This window comes from Methanospirillum hungatei JF-1 (genome assembly GCF_000013445.1).
Taxonomy (GTDB): Archaea; Halobacteriota; Methanomicrobia; order Methanomicrobiales; family Methanospirillaceae; genus Methanospirillum; species Methanospirillum hungatei.
In genome coordinates, this window is the sequence record NC_007796.1 from 2746442 (window position 1) to 2762981 (window position 16540).

A 16540-nucleotide genomic window follows, 5' to 3' on the forward strand; every position below is an offset into this window, starting at 1 on the left:
GTTTTTATCCAGATCCGATTCCAAGTATTCGTGCTGCAAGATGGGCAGCATTTTCTCCGTTGTCAACTCCGACGCAGGCGACCGGAACCCCTTTCGGCATCTGCACAATCGAGAGCAGGGCATCAAGACCCCCCATGAGTTTACCGGAGACCGGAACACCGATCACCGGCTTTTTTGTTTTTGATGCTACAACACCGGGAAGGGCGGCGGCAAGTCCTGCAATACAGATAAAGACCCTGGCATCAGAAGCGGATATGTGTTCATCCAATCGGTCAGGGTCACGGTGAGCTGAAATGACCTGGTAATCATAACTTATTTCATAACCTTTCAGGACTTCCCAGGCCTTTTTCGCGATCTCTTCATCAGATGAGGAACCACAGATAATGCTGACGTCAGGCATACTCTCTCCACAATTACCGGGATTTTTCCCTATCAGAGGGTCATATTATCCCATCTTTTGCACATACAATATACACTAGGAAATAATCTTTGTTTTCATCCCGATTATGATGGATGGAGTGAAAGGCACTATAATCAGTCTGGAAGTAAAATACTATACTCGATTTTTATGGAAGATGAGTTGCTCCTGATGCTTCCGGGCCCGGTTCCGCTGCCTGAACGGGTTCGTGCAGTCATGGCCCGGCAGGCTATCAATCACCGGGGGGCAGAATTCGGCAATGCATATGCAGATATCGTTCGTGTTCTGAAAGGCCTGTTTGGTACGAAGAATAATCCTCTTGTCATTTCAGGTTCAGGGACGGCCGGAATGGAGGCTGCGGTTGCAAACTTTGGAAAGGGCCGCAAAATGGCCCACCTGATCAATGGTAAGTTTGGGGAGCGGATGTACACGATTGGACAGCGGTATGCATCCGAAGCCCGTCCGATTGAGTCAGACTGGGGCACTCCGCTGAACCTTGAAAGCCTGAAATCTGCCCTTGAGGATGGGTGTGAGGTCGTCACGATGGTCCATAATGAGACATCAGCCGGAATATTAAACCCTGCAGGAGAGGTTGGTAAGATCTGCCGGAAATATGATGCGCTCTTTATCATGGACGGGGTGACCTCCATCGGTGGTGACCAGGTTCTGGCCGATGACTGGGGGGTCGATGTTGCCGTCGTCGGTTCACAAAAATGTCTGGCAGCACCTGCAGGTCTTGCAGCAGTCTCCGTGTCAGATCGGGCATGGGACCGGGCAGTAAAAAATCCACCATATTACTTGGACCTTCCGGCGTACAAGAAGAATGCAGCCAAAGATCCCATGGAGACTCCCTATACTCCGGCAGTTCCGCTGTTTCTTGCACTTCGGGAGGCCTGTCTCATCATTGAAGAAGAAGGGGTTGACAAGCGGATCGCCCGGCATCACAGGATGGCAGGAGCAGTCAGAAAGGCAGTACACGCCTGGGGTATTGACATGTTCCCAAAGACCGACAGTCTTCATCAGTACTCAAATACCGTAACTGCTGCCTGTATCCCGGCCGGGTCAAATGACAAGGATTTCAGGGGAGTAGTCAAGAAACTTGGCATTCAGATCGCAGGTGGACAGGACCACTTGAAGGATAAAATTTTCCGGATCGGTCATATGGGCGCTGTATCAGCCCCCGAGCTTCTGGCAACCCTTGCAGCAACAGAATACGCAGTCCGAAAGACCGGCCATCAGGTTTTGGAGTCTGGTGTGATGGCTGCAGCAGAGGACTTAGGATGAAGATAGGTATCGCGGACACGACCTTTGCACGGGTGAATATGGGCAGGTTCGCGATCGATGAACTGAAAAAACATAGTAGTGTTACCATAGAGCGCTATACCGTCCCCGGTGTGAAAGATCTACCGGTAGCCTGCAAAAAGCTTTTTGACGAGTATCAGTGTGACATCTGCATGGCTCTTGGGATGCCTGGCGGGAAGGAAAAAGACCGGATGTGTGCCCACGAAGCATCTACCGGCCTTATCGCCTGCCAGCTCATGACAAACCGCCATATCATCGAAGTGTTTGTCCATGAAGATGAAGCAGCAGATGATGCAGAACTTGCCTGGCTTGCTGAACAACGGACCAGGGAACATGCGGTAAATGTCATCAAACTCATGCGACCCGGAACCCTTGAGCGGGAAGCCGGAACTGGTCAGAGACAGGGTTTTTCTGATGCCGGTTCGGCACGACAATAGAAGAGGATAATTATGACAGTGAAAAATACAGGAATAAAACTAGGTTTTGTTGTCGCGGAATTTAACCGTGACATCACCTATATGATGGAGATTGAGGCAGAAGAGCATGCAAAGTTTCTGGGAGCCGAGGTAACAGAGCGGCTGTATGTCCCCGGCGCTTATGACATGCCTCTTGCCATTAAAAAAATGCTGAGAGATAACAAGGTCGACGCCGTTGTTACCATCGGGTGTGTCATTGAAGGGGCAACTCAGCATGATGAAATTGTGGTCCAGCATGCAGCCCGGAAGATCATTGATCTCTCCCTTGAGTTTGAAAAGCCGGTGACCCTCGGCATCTCCGGTCCGGGTATGACCAGGATCGAGGCGACTGAGCGGATAGAGTATGGAAAGCGTGCGGTCGAATCCGCAATCAAACTGGTACAGCGGTTAGCATGAGGCCTCTCTCGACCAAACTTGCTGCCATCGCTCCGTCAGCAACGATCGAGATCACGGAAAAAGCCCGAAAAATGCAGGCTGCAGGGACAGATGTCATTAGTCTCTCTATCGGGGAGCCTGACTTTCCTACCCCGGCCCATATCACCGAGGCATGTATTGATGCTCTCCGGCGGGGTGAAACCCACTATGCACCCGGTAAGGGAATCCCGGAGCTTTTGAAGGCCATCGCCGAAAAGATCGAGCAGGAGAATAAGATTCCCTGTACTCCGGATCAGGTGATCGTCGGATGCGGGGCAAAGGACTCGATATATGAGGCATGTGAAGCGGTCCTGAGTCCAGGTGATGAAACCATCATTCTGGATCCATCATGGGTCAGTTATGAGCCCTGTGTTCAGATTGCCGGAGGTGTACCAGTACATCACCCTCTGCATCAGGATACATTCCAGGTTGATGATAGTCTTCTTGAGAAGGTTACAAAGAAGACCCGGATGATCATTGTCAATACTCCGTCAAATCCCTCCGGAGCGATATTAAACCATGAATCCCTGCAGCTGGTTGCTGATATCTGTCAGGATCATGACCTCATTGTCCTCTCCGACGAGATATATGAGAAACTGATCTATGGGAAAATCCACACTTCTATCGGGGCATTCCCAGGGATGGAGGATCGGACCATTACGGTGAATGGATTCTCAAAGGCCTATGCTATGACCGGATGGAGACTTGGGTATGCCGTCGCATCCAAAGAGATCATCGGGAACATGAACAAGGTCCAACAGCATACCATCTCCCATCCGACGACCTTTGCGATGTATGGCGGGGTAGCAGCACTCAAAGGGCCGCAGGAGTGTATTGAGGAGATGCGGACAGAATTTGAGAGAAGACGTGCCTTTGTTCTGAAAAGCATGGATGAGATGGGCCTTTCGTATGCACCGGCAGACGGGGCGTTTTACGCCTATGTCAAGGTCGACGGGGATGATGCAGAGGTTGCGAACCGCTGGCTGGAGAAGGGTCATGTCGCTGTCACCCATGGATCTGCGTTCAATCATCCGGGATGGGTTCGGTTAAGTTATGCAGCGTCAATGGACCGGTTACAAGAAGCGATGAGGAGAATCTCTGCTGTTCTCTAATTAAAAATCAGATGGTAACCTGGTAGGTTACATTCCTGGTGGTATAGAGCCAGTATCCCTGCCAGGGTACCAGTATCCGGCTATCACTCTGGTTCCCGGTTCCATTCCGTAAAATGGGCTCATCGTACATTTGAGATTGGGCATCATACCCAATCACATAGGTCCAGTTATCTCCCAAAGGAATCAGATTGGTTTTTGCTGATTCATATCCGGTTCCAACGACTCCAAACCCGTTCCAGCCATTTTCCATATCTCTGGTGTATGTTCCGCTTTGATTTGGATCTGATTTTGGGGTGATATTCTGACTCTCTCCTGAATATATCCAGTATGATGAGAGCGGGGCAATCTTCTCTTCTGCCGGGACTGTTGTCCAGTTTGCATGTGCGTATTTCAGAACCGAATGTCCGGAGGTGTTGGTGATCTGTCCAAAGAGGTCGAAGGCGGTGTCATTGCCAGCTTTCAGCCTTTTTGTAATGGAAACATGGTTCCATCCTGGATACAGGGATATCTGGTCCGGTTCTGGTTCAGGTTTTTTCAGGAATGCAAGAGCTGCAGACAGATTTGCCCGCCCACCAGATACTGTAATATTTGCGAGATTGGGAATTGGATCAGCAGTTTTCAGTATGGCCTCCTTTATTGTCTGATATGAGACATCAGGAGCATATGTCGCCATAAGACCTGCCATTCCGCTGACAAACGGTGCAGCCATGGATGTACCGTCCATATACCCATATCTGGTCTCTACAAGATCTCCATACCCTTCTGAAAGGGTGATATCATCGAGGAAACACATGACAAAGGTGCCATCCGCACCGAACCTGATATACAGAGGTGCGTTCATCATATCTGATGGAATTTTACACTCCCGGTAGATCCAGGGAAGAACGGTCAATGGTTTTGTGTCATACTCCAGTTTTTTCCAGGTCAGATTATCATTGGAAGCTTCAATATAGAATGTGGAGTATGCCCCCACCATCTGGAGCTGATAGGAGATTATCGGTTCTGTCAGGTTAAAAATGTCAAGGGGTTCTTTTAATGAGATGATAACAGGTGGCTCTGTCTGGTTCAAGACGGTATTGTTTACCAATCCGGAGGCACTAGATGGTGGAGAGGAGAAATTCTCAGTATTGAGCGTCCAATTTCCGTGAATCGTCCAGTTGTTTAATGTTTCGAATGAATCACGCCAAACCGGGTCTGGTTTATAGATATTGTGTTTGGTAGAATAGATATCTGCTCCTGGTGCTCCGATATCAACTGATACTTTTCCGAAGTTTGAAAATGAAGCCAATTCGTCATGGGCATTCGTCGCTGCCACAGAAATAATATTGTCAAGGTCATAACTTGACGGGTAATGAGGCTCAAAATCATTATCCTGCCCAATGTTTCCTGCTGCACAGATGAAAAGCCCCTCTGTTCCGGCAATGACCTCATACTCGGCTTGGCTGAAATCAGAGCCCCCATATGAACATGAAAAAATTTGAGCACCGTTTCGTGCAGCCCATAATATTGCTTCTATCTCATCCGATACTGTTCCTGTCCCGAAACTGTTCAGGAACCTGACCGGGAGGATGGTAGCATTCCAGTTTACTCCTGAACCTCCCTTTCCGTTATTTCCGACAGCTCCTATGATTCCGGCACAATGTGTCCCATGTGAGGCAAGGTCCATGGGTTCTAATGTCCCGGTTATGGCATCATACCCATGTGTTCCGGTCAGGGGATTTGTCCAGATATTATCTGCCAGATCCTCATGGAGGTAATCAACACCTGAATCCAGGACGGCAATGATGACATCCGAATTCGTGGTTGTATTCCAGGCAGATGCTGCTTGAATATCTGCTCCGGGTGTTCCTGGTGCAAAATCTTCTTTATATACTTGTCCTGTGTTCACAAGTCCCCATTGTCTCCAGAGATCCGGATCGTCAGGGATGATTGCTGATGTCCGGTAATAATCCGGTTCTGCGTATTGAATCCCGGATTTTACCGAGTAGTATGCAACCCCGTCCGTCACACTCATTCCTTCAGGAAGTGCAACTAGTTGCAGACCTGGGGCACCCGAAGCAGAAAAATCCTCGAGCACTCTGGCACCTATTGTTGCGTGAGCTGAAGAGAGAACTGAAGCGGTATCTTCAGCAGGACCGTCTGCCCGGACCAGGAGGACACCTGGTTGATATGAATCCTGAAGATCCTGAGGTTTTATTTCATCGAAATTGAAAGGCATTACCGGAATTGCAGTACCAGCCTGTATGAAAATACTAAGAAGAACCAGCACAAAAACCTTTGAAAAAAAAAGTTTCATCCATCCAATCCCATCTTTCATCGTTTGATCACCTGATACTAGGAGATTATGCGGCCCCTTATAAGTATGTGACGTTTCAGATAGTATTTAGGGATTTTCACGTACCGGTAGAGGATATGTATGCGAAGTCTGGTATATATCCTGAAACGGATTCAAACCAGAGAGTTTTTGAATGATGAGTAAAGCGGGGAAACCGAAAATACATATCTCTATCTGACAGATCTCATCTTATGAAGATTCTGCTGCTGATTGTAACCGGCCTTCTTTTTCTCATGGTCTCCGTAGCAGCGGAATCTGGCTCTCTTGAGATCACCGCTGACATTCCATCAGTTCCGGTTTATATTGATAATGAATATGCAGGACTTTCACCGGTACACGTTTCAGAGATTTTGGAGGGTTATCACCTGATTCGGGCTTCTCCGGAAGGGTTCTTCTCTCAGACACAGAATATCTCTGTTGAGGCTGGTGAATTAACATATGTTTCCTTTTCTTTTCTCAATAGTGACAAGATCCCAATGCCTGCGCTGGTCCGGATTGGCGAATGTGTGGGAACACCTGAGCCCTCTGATCTGGATGGAACTGCCTATGATATCATCCGTCTGCCTGATGGATCCCTTATGGCGTATTATAGCGGGTGGGAAGAAGGAATCATGTGCATGGAGTCAACTGATGGGATCTCCTGGGAACGGATGAGTGAGCCTTGTCTTGGTGTTCCGACGAGAGGAAGTGTTTTCAGAACCGAACCATGGGTCTTTGCCCTTCCTGACGGGACATACCGGATGGTGTTTCGCCAGACAGTCGGTCATCAACATTCACTGTATTTGGGTACTTCTCAGGACGGGATATCTTTCTCCGGGGAGGAACAGATACCCATTGATGGTGAGGATACTCAGGGCAATTCAGGATATCCATCTGTCCCAACCGGGATAACCTATGATGACGGAACTGTCAGGATGTACTACAGCATCCCTGGTTCCGGGATAAAAAGTGCAATATCTGATGATATGGGTATTTCCTGGAAGAAGGAGGATGGTATCAGGATCCGATATGGGACCGACCCTGCGGTCATGATCCTTCCGGACGGGAGAACTGGTATTTTTTATGTTGATACGACTCCAAAGTCTAAAGGTCAGCGGATATTCTTCTCTCTCTCTGAAGATGGCCTAAATTTTTCAGGATTACCTGTGCAGGTACTTGAGACGATGGAACCCGGCGTCTGGCTGATGGATCCTGAAATCATCAGTGAAGATGATACAACCTACCTGTACTTCTCAGTCATGGGAATGGAAGGTATGCAGCATCATACCCTGCCTGGTACACTTCGGAGTGTTATTGATATGGGATGCCTGAGCAGGCAGGTATCATAGACAACAAAAACGAATTCTTATTTTTAATTATCAAAAAAATGGACCCGGCGGGATTTGAACCCGCGGCCTCTGCGTTGCGAACACAGCGATCTCCCACTGATCTACGAGCCCGAAATGGAGATCAGAGAATGATCTCAATATCCAGTTTTTCTGCCAGTTCCTTATACCGGTTCCTGATGGTAACTTCTGTCACACCTGCAACCTCTGCAACTTCACGCTGGGTTCTGCGTTCACCGCCAAGGATGGAAGAGATGTAGATGGCAGCTGCAGCAACACCGGTTGGTCCTCGTCCTGAGGTCAGCTCCCGTTCTCCTGCCTGCCTGAGAATCTCAACAGCTCTGCTCTGAACTTCACCTTTCAGCTGGAGCCCGGAACAGAACCGGGGAACATAATCTATCGGCGAGGTCGGCAGGAGTTTTAATCCAAGTTCACGGGATATGAACCGGTATGTACGGCCGATCTCCTTTCTTGATACTCGTGATACTTCTGCAATCTCATCAAGTGTCCGGGGAACACTGCACTGACGACAGGCAGCATATAATGCGGCTGCTGCAACCCCTTCAATACTCCGGCCACGAATAAGGTTTTTATCGACGGCATCACGGTAGACAACGGCAGCCGTCTCCCTGACATTGCGGGGAAGACCAAGTGCTGAAGCCATCCGGTCCAGTTCAGACAATGCAAAAGCAAGGTTCCGTTCGGTTGCATTACTTACCCTGATACGCCGCTGCCATTTCCTGAGCCGGTAGAGCTGTGCACGGTTCTTGGATGAGATAGCCCTTCCATAACTGTCCCGGTTTCTCCAGTCAATCATGGTGGAGAGACCTTTGTCATGGATGGTAAAGGTCATCGGTGCTCCGACACGGGACCTTTTCATCCGCTGGTCATGGTCAAAAGCACGCCATTCGGGCCCGCGGTCGATAAATTCTGCATCAATAACCAGACCACACTGCTGACATACCAGTTCAGCCCGTTCATAATCATGAACGAGTTGTCTGCTGCCACACTCTGGACATTGAGATTCGGTCTGGTTCTCAATCTTCTTCTGTTTCTCAGTTACCTTCCCGGTCAGCCTGTTTTTCAGGGCTTCACGTTCCTTCTGAAGGGTCCGGAGTTTCTCAATCTCTTCTGACATTCTTTCCTCTATTTGATAAAGAGCTTCTCGCCGATGAGTCGCGAAGGCTCCTCGATATTGGTCAATACCGCAGCGTACGGTGATGTGACATTACCGAAAATATCGATAAGTTTCCCCACTGGTTTCCAACGTTTATCAAGAACTTTGCTGTACAGGCGGGGAAGCTTTGCTGCATCACATTCAACGATAAGGATGTGATGTCCAAATTTACTTTTGACTCTTCCAATAGCCCGTACCAATACATCGCCCCCAAAAATGCCTGTATCCCCCCACCGGAGATAAGATAAGCAACCTATATATGTGCGAATAAGATCTATTTAATATTTATGACAATTATTAAGTATTACGTAAACCGGTTAAAAAACTCATTTCCCTCTGTAGAGAGAAGGCTTTTAAGTGATTCACTAGATATTCCAGCACCTGCGGCAATGATCTCACGGTCTCGTCCTGACATCAGATCACCCGGATGATGTGCATCTGAATCCACAACCATAAGACATCCGGTCTTTTCTGCAATCCTGGCAACATGGCCGTTGGTCCGGTTATGCCCCCCCCGAGCGGTGATCTCCAGGGCGATATTGTGTTTTCTGGCAAGGGTTGCATCCTCTTCCGTGATGAGACCTGGGTGGGCAAGAATATCAACGTGAGGACAGGAGAGGGCAGCATGATTTGTTCCTGGCATCACTGGTTCCACCGGAGATTCACCATGTACCACCACAATGTCTGCCCCGTTCTCTTTTGCATATCTGGCCAGATCCGGAATTTCTACCGGTGGGACGTGGGTTATCTCAACTCCCCTGAGCAGTTTAATTCCCATAGTATGGGCAGATTTTGCCACCCGGCCTAATGATACGAGTGTCTCGTCTATATTTCCGGCATCAACATGATCGGTAATCCCGACGACGGTGTATCCAAGGACCTGCATCCGTCTGAGCAGTTCAGTCGGAAGGAGGTCCCCGTCTGACAGGAGTGTATGGGTGTGAAAATCGTACATATCAGTTCTTTTTTCCTCCGGTTTTCAATCCGGAACTGACAAGTGCGATCAGTTCACCCTTCGATCCCGGATATTCGACGACAAATCTTCCCTGATGTTTCCACCAGTATGCCGGGTGGCATTTTGACTCACGGGTAAAAGGAATTTTATTTGCTTTTAAAATACGTTCGATATCCCCGGGTTCAGGATGAGCGACGCCGGTGTCATGGGAGACTCTGCGCCCCTCTGACCGCATCAGCTCACTGTCAAAGTAACAGGGATAGAGTTTTACTCCCTTATCCATTCTCACAGATCTGCAATCTGAACCTATAAAGTACCAGCGGGAGAGATGCTATGGTATGCATCATATCGATATCTCCATTGAAAAAGATATTTTTTCAGCGAACCGAAAACTGGCTGATGCAAATGCCGCGCATCTTCATGCCCATGGAGTCAGGGCCTTTGATCTGCTCGGGGGCATCGGTTCAGGAAAGACGGCACTCATCGAGAAGGTCGTTCCAAAACTGAAGAGCAGAGGACTGAAAGCAGCAGCGATCGCAGGAGATGTATATGGCGATGATGATTTTCAGAGGATTGTGGCTCTTGGCATTCCTGCTGAAAATGTGAACACCGGAAAGGAGTGTCATCTTGATGCCCATATGATCGAACATGCTCTGGATCATCTTCCGCTCGATGATGTGGATGTCCTGTTTATTGAGAATGTTGGAAATATGGTATGTCCGACTGATTTTGAGCTGGGCGCGGAGAAACGGATTGTTGTTGTCTCATCCACTGAGGGCGATGATGTAGTCAACAAGCATCCGATGATGTTTCGGGGCTGCACGATTGCTGTCCTGAATAAAATTGATCTTGCCGATGCGGTTGGTGCAGACCTGAACCGGATGGAACGGGACATGCTCAGGTACAATCCAGCTATGAAGATATTCAGGACGAATATGAAGACTGGCGATGGGATTGATCCCCTGGTTGATGAGATCCTGTCCTAGGCGGAATCTTATATACTGGCGCGGGGGATATGTATAAGACTCCGTGGTTTACCCGGCTCTCCCACTCCGGGTAAATGATACTTGAGGATGAGATATTATGCAATGGCAAGGACGTTCTGTTCGGAAATCCACCGGCGGCAGGTACAGCCCGTCCCGTGGAAAAAGACGCAGGGAGATAGGGTCAGCCCCGGCTGAAACCCATATTGGTATTGACCGGAGAAAAATTTCCCGTACCTACGGTGGAAATAACAAGGTCCGGGCACTCCGGTGTGAATATGCTGCAATCAGCAATGCAAAGACCGGAGAGACGAAGAAAGTAAAGATTGAGACTGTGGAAGAGAATGCAGCAAACCCGAACTATGTCCGGCGTAACCTTCTCACCCGCGGTGCAATCATCAGAACTGAACTTGGCCGTGCACGGATTACCAGCAGACCAGGTCAGCATGGCGTTATCAACGCTGTTCTGATCGAATAACTCTTTTTTAAAAAGGTTTCAGGTGGGTTTTACCTGAAAATCAGTATATCCATAATAACTGACAGGAATCTCCCAGACAAATATGCCCTGATCATCCGGAATAACGGTGGCAAGATACTGATACTCGGCAGCTCCTGTCATACGCCCGAAGATATTAACAGGTGCTCTTAGATTTCCTGCAGATAAAAATCCCACGAGTGATGGTTTTTTACCAGTTGAGAGATCTCCGGGGTATATCGAGAATGATATGTTCTGTTCCTGGTTTACAAAAGGCTCCGGAATTCCACCTTCATAGGTGTTTACAACGGCAGGAATACTCACTCCCTGAGCCGATGTAAAAAGTCCTGGGTGATACCCGGGGGCTGAAGAAGGGACACCTCCGGTATCTGCCAGAACGCTGCTGACTGAAATGGTGCCAATCCCCACCAGCACACAAATCAGCAGCATATAATAATGCGATCTGATTTCTCCATTCATCTGACTCACATCTCCATCCGCTTATGCAGTATGTGTACCACCAATATTCTCTTGTGTAGATAAAAAGAATGGGATGGAAGTATTATCTGTCCAATCCGTGGGAATTTTAAATCAATGAAAAAAGAATGATGAGTTAAGGAATCTAACATAAAGTACAGGATTTCTCACCCCCGGTACTCTGACATGACACTGAAAACCGCACTCGCAGCACCCTTTTATCATAGCAGGGCTCAAAAGCTTGGAAAAAGCGAATTAATTTACTATTATGCCTTTGACCGCCGGTGGATGGATCGTGAACAGGTTGATCTCCTGATTCACCGGGGCGTAGAGCAGCATCTTCTCGGAACAGATGGAGAGATGTATTATCCTCTCTTCGATCTCGCAGAGGTCCAGATTCCTATCGGGTATAAACCATCATCATCTATTTTTGATGCGCATGATCCCTTTGAACAGCTCCTGGACCGTATCACCAGTCATACCCGGAAAGAACCGGAGGAGATCATTGCCCGGATGAATCAGGTGATAACCGAAGACTTTGATGGAAATATAAGACCTGAAGCAGCACTAGTTATTGTTGCAAAAAGAAATCACATCCCAGTTGCCGATCTGCTGGATCCGCTCAAGCAGGTACTGCTGAAAAAAGATTAAAATATTTATTCTGCTGCCGGTGCTTCTGGCTCTGCCGGAGCAAAGTATTCTGCAAGAGTCTTTGAACCCTGGGTTGCGACGATCGCATTAATCTGAACAAAGTCCTGGGTGATCTCTGCACCACGGACCATTTTCCTCCGACGCTCGCCATCTACACGTGGGTGAAATCCGACACCGCCTGCCATGAGGACCTTACGCCGTCCGGCAATCTGGAGGGTCTTTCTTGCCGGGGTTCCGTTCCGGTCAGATGCACCGGTGATCCGGATCTTGTATCCGTCAAACCCAAGTGCAGCACCATCAATCTCCTCACCGATACGCTTGCCAATAAAAGAGCCGGCACCTGCACCACTGGCATCAATATTGTATGCCTTGCCGGTTGCCGGATCTGAAAGGACTACCTTAAAATCAACCATTATAATCACCTACTAAGAAATTCAACGACCGCTGTTTTTTTTATTTTTCGTCCGATCCGAAGAACCCATCACTCAGACATCGCTGAGAAGTCTCCATACAGGTTGGTATATATCCTTAATAATTCTACTTCCCCCAGAAGGGATTCTCCTTACGAAAGAGCCGGGTGTATTCATTCAGCACTTCCTTTGCATCTTCGTTCAGGTGAGAGAGCATTTCAGTCTCCAGAACTTTTACGTGCCGTTCCGGAATGCCCACAAGCAGTTCATCCTCAACGTCAAATTGTCTGCCAACCGTGGCACCTTCAATGGAAATTGCAACCTCATCTCCGGCATGTGCCTCCTGGATGTTTTCCTTCCTCAGTTGCATAGATTTGAGCGTTCCGGCCTTTTTACCATCTCTTCTGACCAGATTCACACCGGTCCTGAGAGTTCCTGAGAGGATTCTGACCCCGACCACTGCAGGATTATTCTGCCTGAAGACACATCCGGGAAGAACAAGGATTTTAGCGGGGAAGATTATTTTTTCAAACCGCTTCTGGTCCATTATCCTCTTAAGATTATTCCTCCATTCCAGGTAATCCTCAAGAATATGATAGATAACATTCCCTGAGAAGAACTGGATCATCTCTGCATAGGCTGGTTCTTTCAGGAGATCCTGGGCGTCAGGAAGGACCGGGGTGTTGAATGCGATTAATACCCTGTAAAGGGGATCTTTTATCGTTTCAGCCTCGATAACATCATGCCTGCTGACCTGGCCAACCTCAGCCCGCATGACCGGTATTTCATGCGCGGTCAGCTCCTTACATAGTGCCTCAAGCGCCCCAATGGTATCTGCCTTTATGATCAGACCTTCCGGAGAGAGACTGACATTTATTTCGGTCATCTCTTTCGCAATACTGGTCTTCACCTCTTCAGGATCTTCACCGATAACCCGCACCGGAGATCCGGCAATGACCTGGTCAAGTCCTGGGGCACTAACCTTCACTCCCGCTGCGGCGACGACCTCTTTTACCCGTAAGAACCGGTCTTCAACCAGGATCTCCTGCATTGGTCTTGGTTGAAGAAGAGATCTGACCTTTGTCGTCTGAACCCCCTCTGTGGTTGCGATTGCTATTTCGTCACCGACCCGAATGGTCCCGTCAAATAATATGACGTCGATTGTGGCACCAAGACCCTTCTCTTCCTTCACTTCAAGGACGGTTCCTGATCCAGGTCCGTCAACAGTAAGAGTCAGGGCTTCCTCCATGTACCGCTGTGCAAGACCAATGAGAACCATCAGAAGGTCTGGAATTCCTTCACCGGTATGGGCACTGACCGGGACAATCGCCAGGTTTCTTGCGAAATCAGATACCCGGTCAAACCGTTCTGATGAGAATCCATGCTCGGCAAGAGTGGCAACGATGTCATAGACCTTTGTCTCAACGAGGAGAGTTACCCGTTCATTCTGTGCCGCAAAACTCTTCAGGAACGGAGATTTTTCTGTGGATCTCCATCCAGGAATCCGGTCAAGTTTGGTTGCAGCGACCACAAACGGGGTCTTGCAATTGCGGAGGATCTGGATCGCCTCGATAGTCTGAGGCTGAAATCCCTCGGTAATATCCACAACCACGATGGCCATATCAGCAAGTGCACCTCCCCGTGCCCGAAGGGTGGTGAATGCATGATGCCCCGGCGTATCAATAAAGAGGAGTCCGGGAATGCTGATATTCAGATTTTTCATTCCACCACTCATGCTCATAATCGAATCTATCGGGACAATGGTTGCACCGATATGCTGGGTGATTGCTCCTGCCTCTCCGGCGACGACTGAGGATCCCCTGATCCGGTCAAGAAGAGATGTCTTCCCATGATCCACATGCCCGAGGACGCAGACAATTGGAGTCCTGATATGGGGTGTATCTCCTTCGTTTTTATTTTTCTTTACTTCTTTTTTACCCACCTTTCCACCACCACACCTATTCTGTTGTCCATTCCCGGTGCTATTTGAAAACAGGAGATATCCTTCCGGGAAGAGGATCTGATAATGTGGTATACATCAGTGGTCACGACTAATAATCATTCACAGTACCTCTCAGGGACGGTCATTCATACTGACAGCAATCTCGATACGTCAGAGTCAGGGAGTGGATAAGTTCAAGTCATCTCCCTGATAACATATATGGTGCAACCTGCCTGGGTGGGGTAATGGCTATCCTAAGGGATTGTGGTTCCCTCGATCTGGGTTCAATTCCCGGTCCAGGCCTGTCCGTTTTTATTCAGTAATTCTGCTATTTCTTCTGATATTCTGGTTTAATACTACCGTCTCTGTTCCTGGCATCTGAAATCAACCGCTCTCTCCGATAATTTTCTTAATACCCCGGTCAATATCATGGTATGGACCAGAGCGAAGAGTATCACGAAGCTAAAAGGAAAGTCACAAAACTCAGGGGATTTTATCAGCATCTTGGCTTTTATATCATCATGAATGCCATTCTCATAGTAATAAATTTAATAATAAGCCCGGACAGTCTGTGGTTTTACTGGGTGACCATCTTCTGGGGAATCGCTGTGCTATGGCAGGCGTATGATGTCTTTGGAGATGAGAAGATCCTCGGAAAAGATTGGGAGGAGAAGAAGATTCAGGAATATATGGGAAAGAAAAAGTGAACCCCGCGGTTACTGAAACCCTCCTGCAACCCATCCGGTATACCCGCCGGCCACATTGAGGATGTTTGAAAAACCGTTTCTCTTCAGGATACTACAGGCCATGGAAGATCTCGCCCCAGTTGCACACAGAACGGCGATCCGCTTCTCCCTGGATAGTTCTGAGTACCGGGTCCGGAGATCAGGCCAGTGGATATTCACGGATCCGGGAATATGATACCCGGCAAACTCTGCCCCCGTTCTCACATCCAAAACAATAAGCTCCTTATCAGCCTTCAATAACGCAGCAAGTTCCTGAACAGAAATCGTCTGGACGTGGTCCAGTTCATGTCCGGCCAGAGCCCATCCCCACACTCCTCCCTCTACATACCCGATGATCCGGTCAATACCTACCCGGTGAAGCATAAGGGTTATTTTTGGGATCTCATCAGGACGATGAACAGCGAGCAGAATATCTCTGTCAGGAGGGATTACCCACCCGGTGAATGTTGAAAAGTTCATCTCACCATCGATATTCCAGCTCTTCGGGATATGAAGAGACCCGAAGGCATCGTATCGTCTGGAATCAAGCACTTCACATGCCCCCTGTGTCATGAGATCCTTTCCTGCCCGTGGGCTGATTCCCCTGACAGGAGGTAAAGTTGAGAGAAGAGCAGGGCCCCTTCGATTCTCATCAGAACACCGGCTGAAGTGATCCGGAGAGGGGGGCATATTTTTCGTAAGTTCATTGATGAATGCCTCTTTATCGTGAATCTGGAGTATCTGGTTAAACCTCCGTTCATAGCCGATGGTTGTCGTCCGTTTAGCGGATAATGATCTTCCACAGAATGATCCGGCTCCATGAGCGGGATAGACCTCACAATAATCCGGCAGTTTCATGATCTTCTCATGCAGGGAGTCATACAATGCTGATGCAAGCTCATGGGCACGTCCGGGAAAAAGATCCGGCCTTCCTACATCACCGACAAAGAGGGTATCACCGGGAAAAAGAGCAGCCGGTTCATCTCCTCTGCTCATATGGGTGACAATATAACTGACATGCTCCGGTGTGTGGCCTGGTGTCTCAATGACAGAGATGGAACAATCATCAAGGGTAATGGTACTTCCCTCACTGACAGGAATATGGGGAAATACACATCCGGCACTCTTTGGAGCATAGATTGGTGCACCGGTTCTTTCATGGAGATCGAGGTGACCTGATATGAAATCTGCATGCAGATGTGTCTCAAGAATCCCGGTAATTCTAAATCCTTCTTCATCAGCAGCCTGAATGTAGATATCCGGATCCCTGGCTGGATCGATGATCATGCAGGAGGAAACCCCGCCCAGAAGGTATGAGCTGTGAGCGATCCCCGGAATGAAAAACTGCCTGATAATCATGAAG

Annotated in this window: 19 protein-coding genes and 2 tRNA genes; 10 read left to right on the plus strand and 11 right to left on the minus strand. The window is 48.5% G+C overall.

Annotated features, from left to right (window positions below; genetic code table 11):
- Nucleotides 1-4: 4 nt before the first annotated feature.
- Nucleotides 5-400, minus strand: coding sequence for a 5-(carboxyamino)imidazole ribonucleotide mutase (purE, locus tag MHUN_RS12885; RefSeq protein WP_011449432.1), 396 nt, complete (start codon nucleotides 398-400; stop codon nucleotides 5-7).
- Between the two features lie 168 nt (nucleotides 401-568).
- On the opposite strand from purE, the gene MHUN_RS12890 reads away from it, so the two are divergent.
- The 4 genes from MHUN_RS12890 to MHUN_RS12905 are packed head-to-tail and all read left to right on the plus strand — an operon-like array spanning nucleotide 569 to nucleotide 3722.
- On the plus strand, nucleotides 569-1702 hold the full coding sequence (locus MHUN_RS12890) for a pyridoxal-phosphate-dependent aminotransferase family protein (protein WP_011449433.1): 1134 nt from the start codon (nucleotides 569-571) through the stop codon (nucleotides 1700-1702).
- Entirely contained in the window at nucleotides 1699-2157 is a 459-nt protein-coding gene (gene ribC, locus MHUN_RS12895) for a riboflavin synthase (RefSeq protein WP_011449434.1), read from the plus strand. Before MHUN_RS12890 ends, ribC begins: the two co-directional genes overlap by 4 nt.
- A gap of 12 nt (nucleotides 2158-2169) precedes the next feature.
- Nucleotides 2170-2592, plus strand: coding sequence for a 6,7-dimethyl-8-ribityllumazine synthase (ribH, locus tag MHUN_RS12900; protein WP_011449435.1), 423 nt, complete (start codon nucleotides 2170-2172; stop codon nucleotides 2590-2592).
- Nucleotides 2589-3722, plus strand: coding sequence for a pyridoxal phosphate-dependent aminotransferase (locus MHUN_RS12905; RefSeq protein ID WP_011449436.1), 1134 nt, complete (start codon nucleotides 2589-2591; stop codon nucleotides 3720-3722). Before ribH ends, MHUN_RS12905 begins: the two co-directional genes overlap by 4 nt.
- 7 nt (nucleotides 3723-3729) lie before the next feature.
- Here the strand turns inward: MHUN_RS12905 and MHUN_RS12910 are convergent, their stop codons facing one another.
- Nucleotides 3730-6039: a S8 family peptidase gene (locus MHUN_RS12910; protein WP_011449437.1), complete on the minus strand. Its 2310-nt coding sequence runs from the start codon at nucleotides 6037-6039 to the stop codon at nucleotides 3730-3732.
- A gap of 209 nt (nucleotides 6040-6248) precedes the next feature.
- On the opposite strand from MHUN_RS12910, the gene MHUN_RS12915 reads away from it, so the two are divergent.
- Nucleotides 6249-7385 carry a PEGA domain-containing protein gene (locus MHUN_RS12915; protein ID WP_048067532.1) on the plus strand — a complete coding sequence of 379 codons (1137 nt, stop codon included), beginning with the start codon at nucleotides 6249-6251 and terminating at the stop codon, nucleotides 7383-7385.
- A 39-nt stretch (nucleotides 7386-7424) separates the two neighbouring features.
- Here the strand turns inward: MHUN_RS12915 and MHUN_RS12920 are convergent.
- The 5 genes from MHUN_RS12920 to MHUN_RS12940 all read right to left on the minus strand — a co-directional run bounded on the left by MHUN_RS12920 (nucleotide 7425) and on the right by MHUN_RS12940 (nucleotide 9797).
- Nucleotides 7425-7496: transfer RNA gene (locus MHUN_RS12920), tRNA-Ala, on the minus strand.
- A 10-nt stretch (nucleotides 7497-7506) separates the two neighbouring features.
- Nucleotides 7507-8520, minus strand: coding sequence for a transcription initiation factor IIB (locus MHUN_RS12925; protein WP_011449439.1), 1014 nt, complete (start codon nucleotides 8518-8520; stop codon nucleotides 7507-7509).
- Nucleotides 8521-8528: 8 nt separating this feature from the next.
- Nucleotides 8529-8759 carry an H/ACA ribonucleoprotein complex subunit GAR1 gene (locus MHUN_RS12930; RefSeq protein ID WP_048067533.1) on the minus strand — a complete coding sequence of 77 codons (231 nt, stop codon included), beginning with the start codon at nucleotides 8757-8759 and terminating at the stop codon, nucleotides 8529-8531.
- Nucleotides 8760-8863: 104 nt separating this feature from the next.
- Nucleotides 8864-9514, minus strand: a complete 651-nt coding sequence (locus tag MHUN_RS12935; RefSeq protein WP_011449440.1) for a histidinol phosphate phosphatase domain-containing protein — start codon at nucleotides 9512-9514, stop codon at nucleotides 8864-8866.
- A gap of 1 nt (nucleotide 9515) precedes the next feature.
- Entirely contained in the window at nucleotides 9516-9797 is a 282-nt protein-coding gene (locus tag MHUN_RS12940) for a signal recognition particle subunit SRP19/SEC65 family protein (protein ID WP_011449441.1), read from the minus strand.
- Nucleotides 9798-9852: 55 nt separating this feature from the next.
- Between MHUN_RS12940 and hypB the strand changes: the two genes are divergently transcribed.
- Both hypB and MHUN_RS12950 read left to right on the plus strand, forming a co-directional pair.
- Nucleotides 9853-10500, plus strand: coding sequence for a hydrogenase nickel incorporation protein HypB (hypB, locus tag MHUN_RS12945; protein ID WP_011449442.1), 648 nt, complete (start codon nucleotides 9853-9855; stop codon nucleotides 10498-10500).
- A 97-nt stretch (nucleotides 10501-10597) separates the two neighbouring features.
- The gene (locus tag MHUN_RS12950) at nucleotides 10598-10975 is read left to right on the plus strand and encodes a 30S ribosomal protein S8e (RefSeq protein ID WP_011449443.1); all 378 of its coding nucleotides are present in this window, start codon (nucleotides 10598-10600) and stop codon (nucleotides 10973-10975) included.
- Nucleotides 10976-10993: 18 nt separating this feature from the next.
- On the opposite strand, the gene MHUN_RS12955 is transcribed toward MHUN_RS12950, so the two are convergent.
- On the minus strand, nucleotides 10994-11452 hold the full coding sequence (locus tag MHUN_RS12955; RefSeq protein ID WP_011449444.1) for a hypothetical protein: 459 nt from the start codon (nucleotides 11450-11452) through the stop codon (nucleotides 10994-10996).
- 183 nt (nucleotides 11453-11635) lie between these two features.
- Between MHUN_RS12955 and MHUN_RS12960 the strand changes: the two genes are divergently transcribed.
- Nucleotides 11636-12100: a DUF2240 family protein gene (locus MHUN_RS12960; protein WP_011449445.1), complete on the plus strand. Its 465-nt coding sequence runs from the start codon at nucleotides 11636-11638 to the stop codon at nucleotides 12098-12100.
- A 5-nt stretch (nucleotides 12101-12105) separates the two neighbouring features.
- On the opposite strand, the gene MHUN_RS12965 is transcribed toward MHUN_RS12960, so the two are convergent.
- Both MHUN_RS12965 and infB read right to left on the minus strand, forming a co-directional pair.
- Nucleotides 12106-12513, minus strand: a complete 408-nt coding sequence (locus MHUN_RS12965; protein ID WP_011449446.1) for a 30S ribosomal protein S6e — start codon at nucleotides 12511-12513, stop codon at nucleotides 12106-12108.
- A 124-nt stretch (nucleotides 12514-12637) separates the two neighbouring features.
- A complete protein-coding gene (gene infB, locus MHUN_RS12970) occupies nucleotides 12638-14452 on the minus strand; it encodes a translation initiation factor IF-2 (protein WP_011449447.1) in 1815 nt (604 codons plus the stop codon).
- 231 nt (nucleotides 14453-14683) lie between these two features.
- Between infB and MHUN_RS12975 the strand changes: the two genes are divergently transcribed.
- Together MHUN_RS12975 and MHUN_RS12980 are read left to right on the plus strand one after the other, a co-directional pair.
- Nucleotides 14684-14755: transfer RNA gene (locus MHUN_RS12975), tRNA-His, on the plus strand.
- Between the two features lie 131 nt (nucleotides 14756-14886).
- Complete coding sequence (locus MHUN_RS12980) at nucleotides 14887-15159, plus strand: 2TM domain-containing protein (RefSeq protein ID WP_011449448.1); 273 nt, start codon at nucleotides 14887-14889, stop codon at nucleotides 15157-15159.
- A 9-nt stretch (nucleotides 15160-15168) separates the two neighbouring features.
- Here MHUN_RS12980 and MHUN_RS12985 read toward each other — a convergent pair whose 3' ends face one another.
- A complete protein-coding gene (locus MHUN_RS12985; protein ID WP_011449449.1) occupies nucleotides 15169-16536 on the minus strand; it encodes an MBL fold metallo-hydrolase in 1368 nt (455 codons plus the stop codon).
- Nucleotides 16537-16540 lie beyond the last annotated feature (4 nt).

What these genes read in the sequence shown, in the direction of transcription:
- MHUN_RS12985 (WP_011449449.1), bottom strand. Translation starts at nt 16,536, where the DNA reads ATGATTATCAGGCAGTTTTTCATTCCGGGGATCGCTCACAGCTCATAC.
- purE (WP_011449432.1), bottom strand. Translation starts at nt 400, where the DNA reads ATGCCTGACGTCAGCATTATCTGTGGTTCCTCATCTGATGAAGAGATC.
- MHUN_RS12980 (WP_011449448.1), top strand. Translation starts at nt 14,887, where the DNA reads ATGGACCAGAGCGAAGAGTATCACGAAGCTAAAAGGAAAGTCACAAAA.
- MHUN_RS12955 (WP_011449444.1), bottom strand. Translation starts at nt 11,452, where the DNA reads ATGAATGGAGAAATCAGATCGCATTATTATATGCTGCTGATTTGTGTG.
- MHUN_RS12935 (WP_011449440.1), bottom strand. Translation starts at nt 9,514, where the DNA reads ATGTACGATTTTCACACCCATACACTCCTGTCAGACGGGGACCTCCTT.
- hypB (WP_011449442.1), top strand. Translation starts at nt 9,853, where the DNA reads ATGCATCATATCGATATCTCCATTGAAAAAGATATTTTTTCAGCGAAC.
- MHUN_RS12905 (WP_011449436.1), top strand. Translation starts at nt 2,589, where the DNA reads ATGAGGCCTCTCTCGACCAAACTTGCTGCCATCGCTCCGTCAGCAACG.
- MHUN_RS12965 (WP_011449446.1), bottom strand. Translation starts at nt 12,513, where the DNA reads ATGGTTGATTTTAAGGTAGTCCTTTCAGATCCGGCAACCGGCAAGGCA.
- ribC (WP_011449434.1), top strand. Translation starts at nt 1,699, where the DNA reads ATGAAGATAGGTATCGCGGACACGACCTTTGCACGGGTGAATATGGGC.
- MHUN_RS12940 (WP_011449441.1), bottom strand. Translation starts at nt 9,797, where the DNA reads ATGGATAAGGGAGTAAAACTCTATCCCTGTTACTTTGACAGTGAGCTG.
- MHUN_RS12915 (WP_048067532.1), top strand. Translation starts at nt 6,249, where the DNA reads ATGAAGATTCTGCTGCTGATTGTAACCGGCCTTCTTTTTCTCATGGTC.
- ribH (WP_011449435.1), top strand. Translation starts at nt 2,170, where the DNA reads ATGACAGTGAAAAATACAGGAATAAAACTAGGTTTTGTTGTCGCGGAA.
- MHUN_RS12925 (WP_011449439.1), bottom strand. Translation starts at nt 8,520, where the DNA reads ATGTCAGAAGAGATTGAGAAACTCCGGACCCTTCAGAAGGAACGTGAA.
- MHUN_RS12960 (WP_011449445.1), top strand. Translation starts at nt 11,636, where the DNA reads ATGACACTGAAAACCGCACTCGCAGCACCCTTTTATCATAGCAGGGCT.
- MHUN_RS12890 (WP_011449433.1), top strand. Translation starts at nt 569, where the DNA reads ATGGAAGATGAGTTGCTCCTGATGCTTCCGGGCCCGGTTCCGCTGCCT.
- MHUN_RS12910 (WP_011449437.1), bottom strand. Translation starts at nt 6,039, where the DNA reads ATGAAAGATGGGATTGGATGGATGAAACTTTTTTTTTCAAAGGTTTTT.
- MHUN_RS12950 (WP_011449443.1), top strand. Translation starts at nt 10,598, where the DNA reads ATGCAATGGCAAGGACGTTCTGTTCGGAAATCCACCGGCGGCAGGTAC.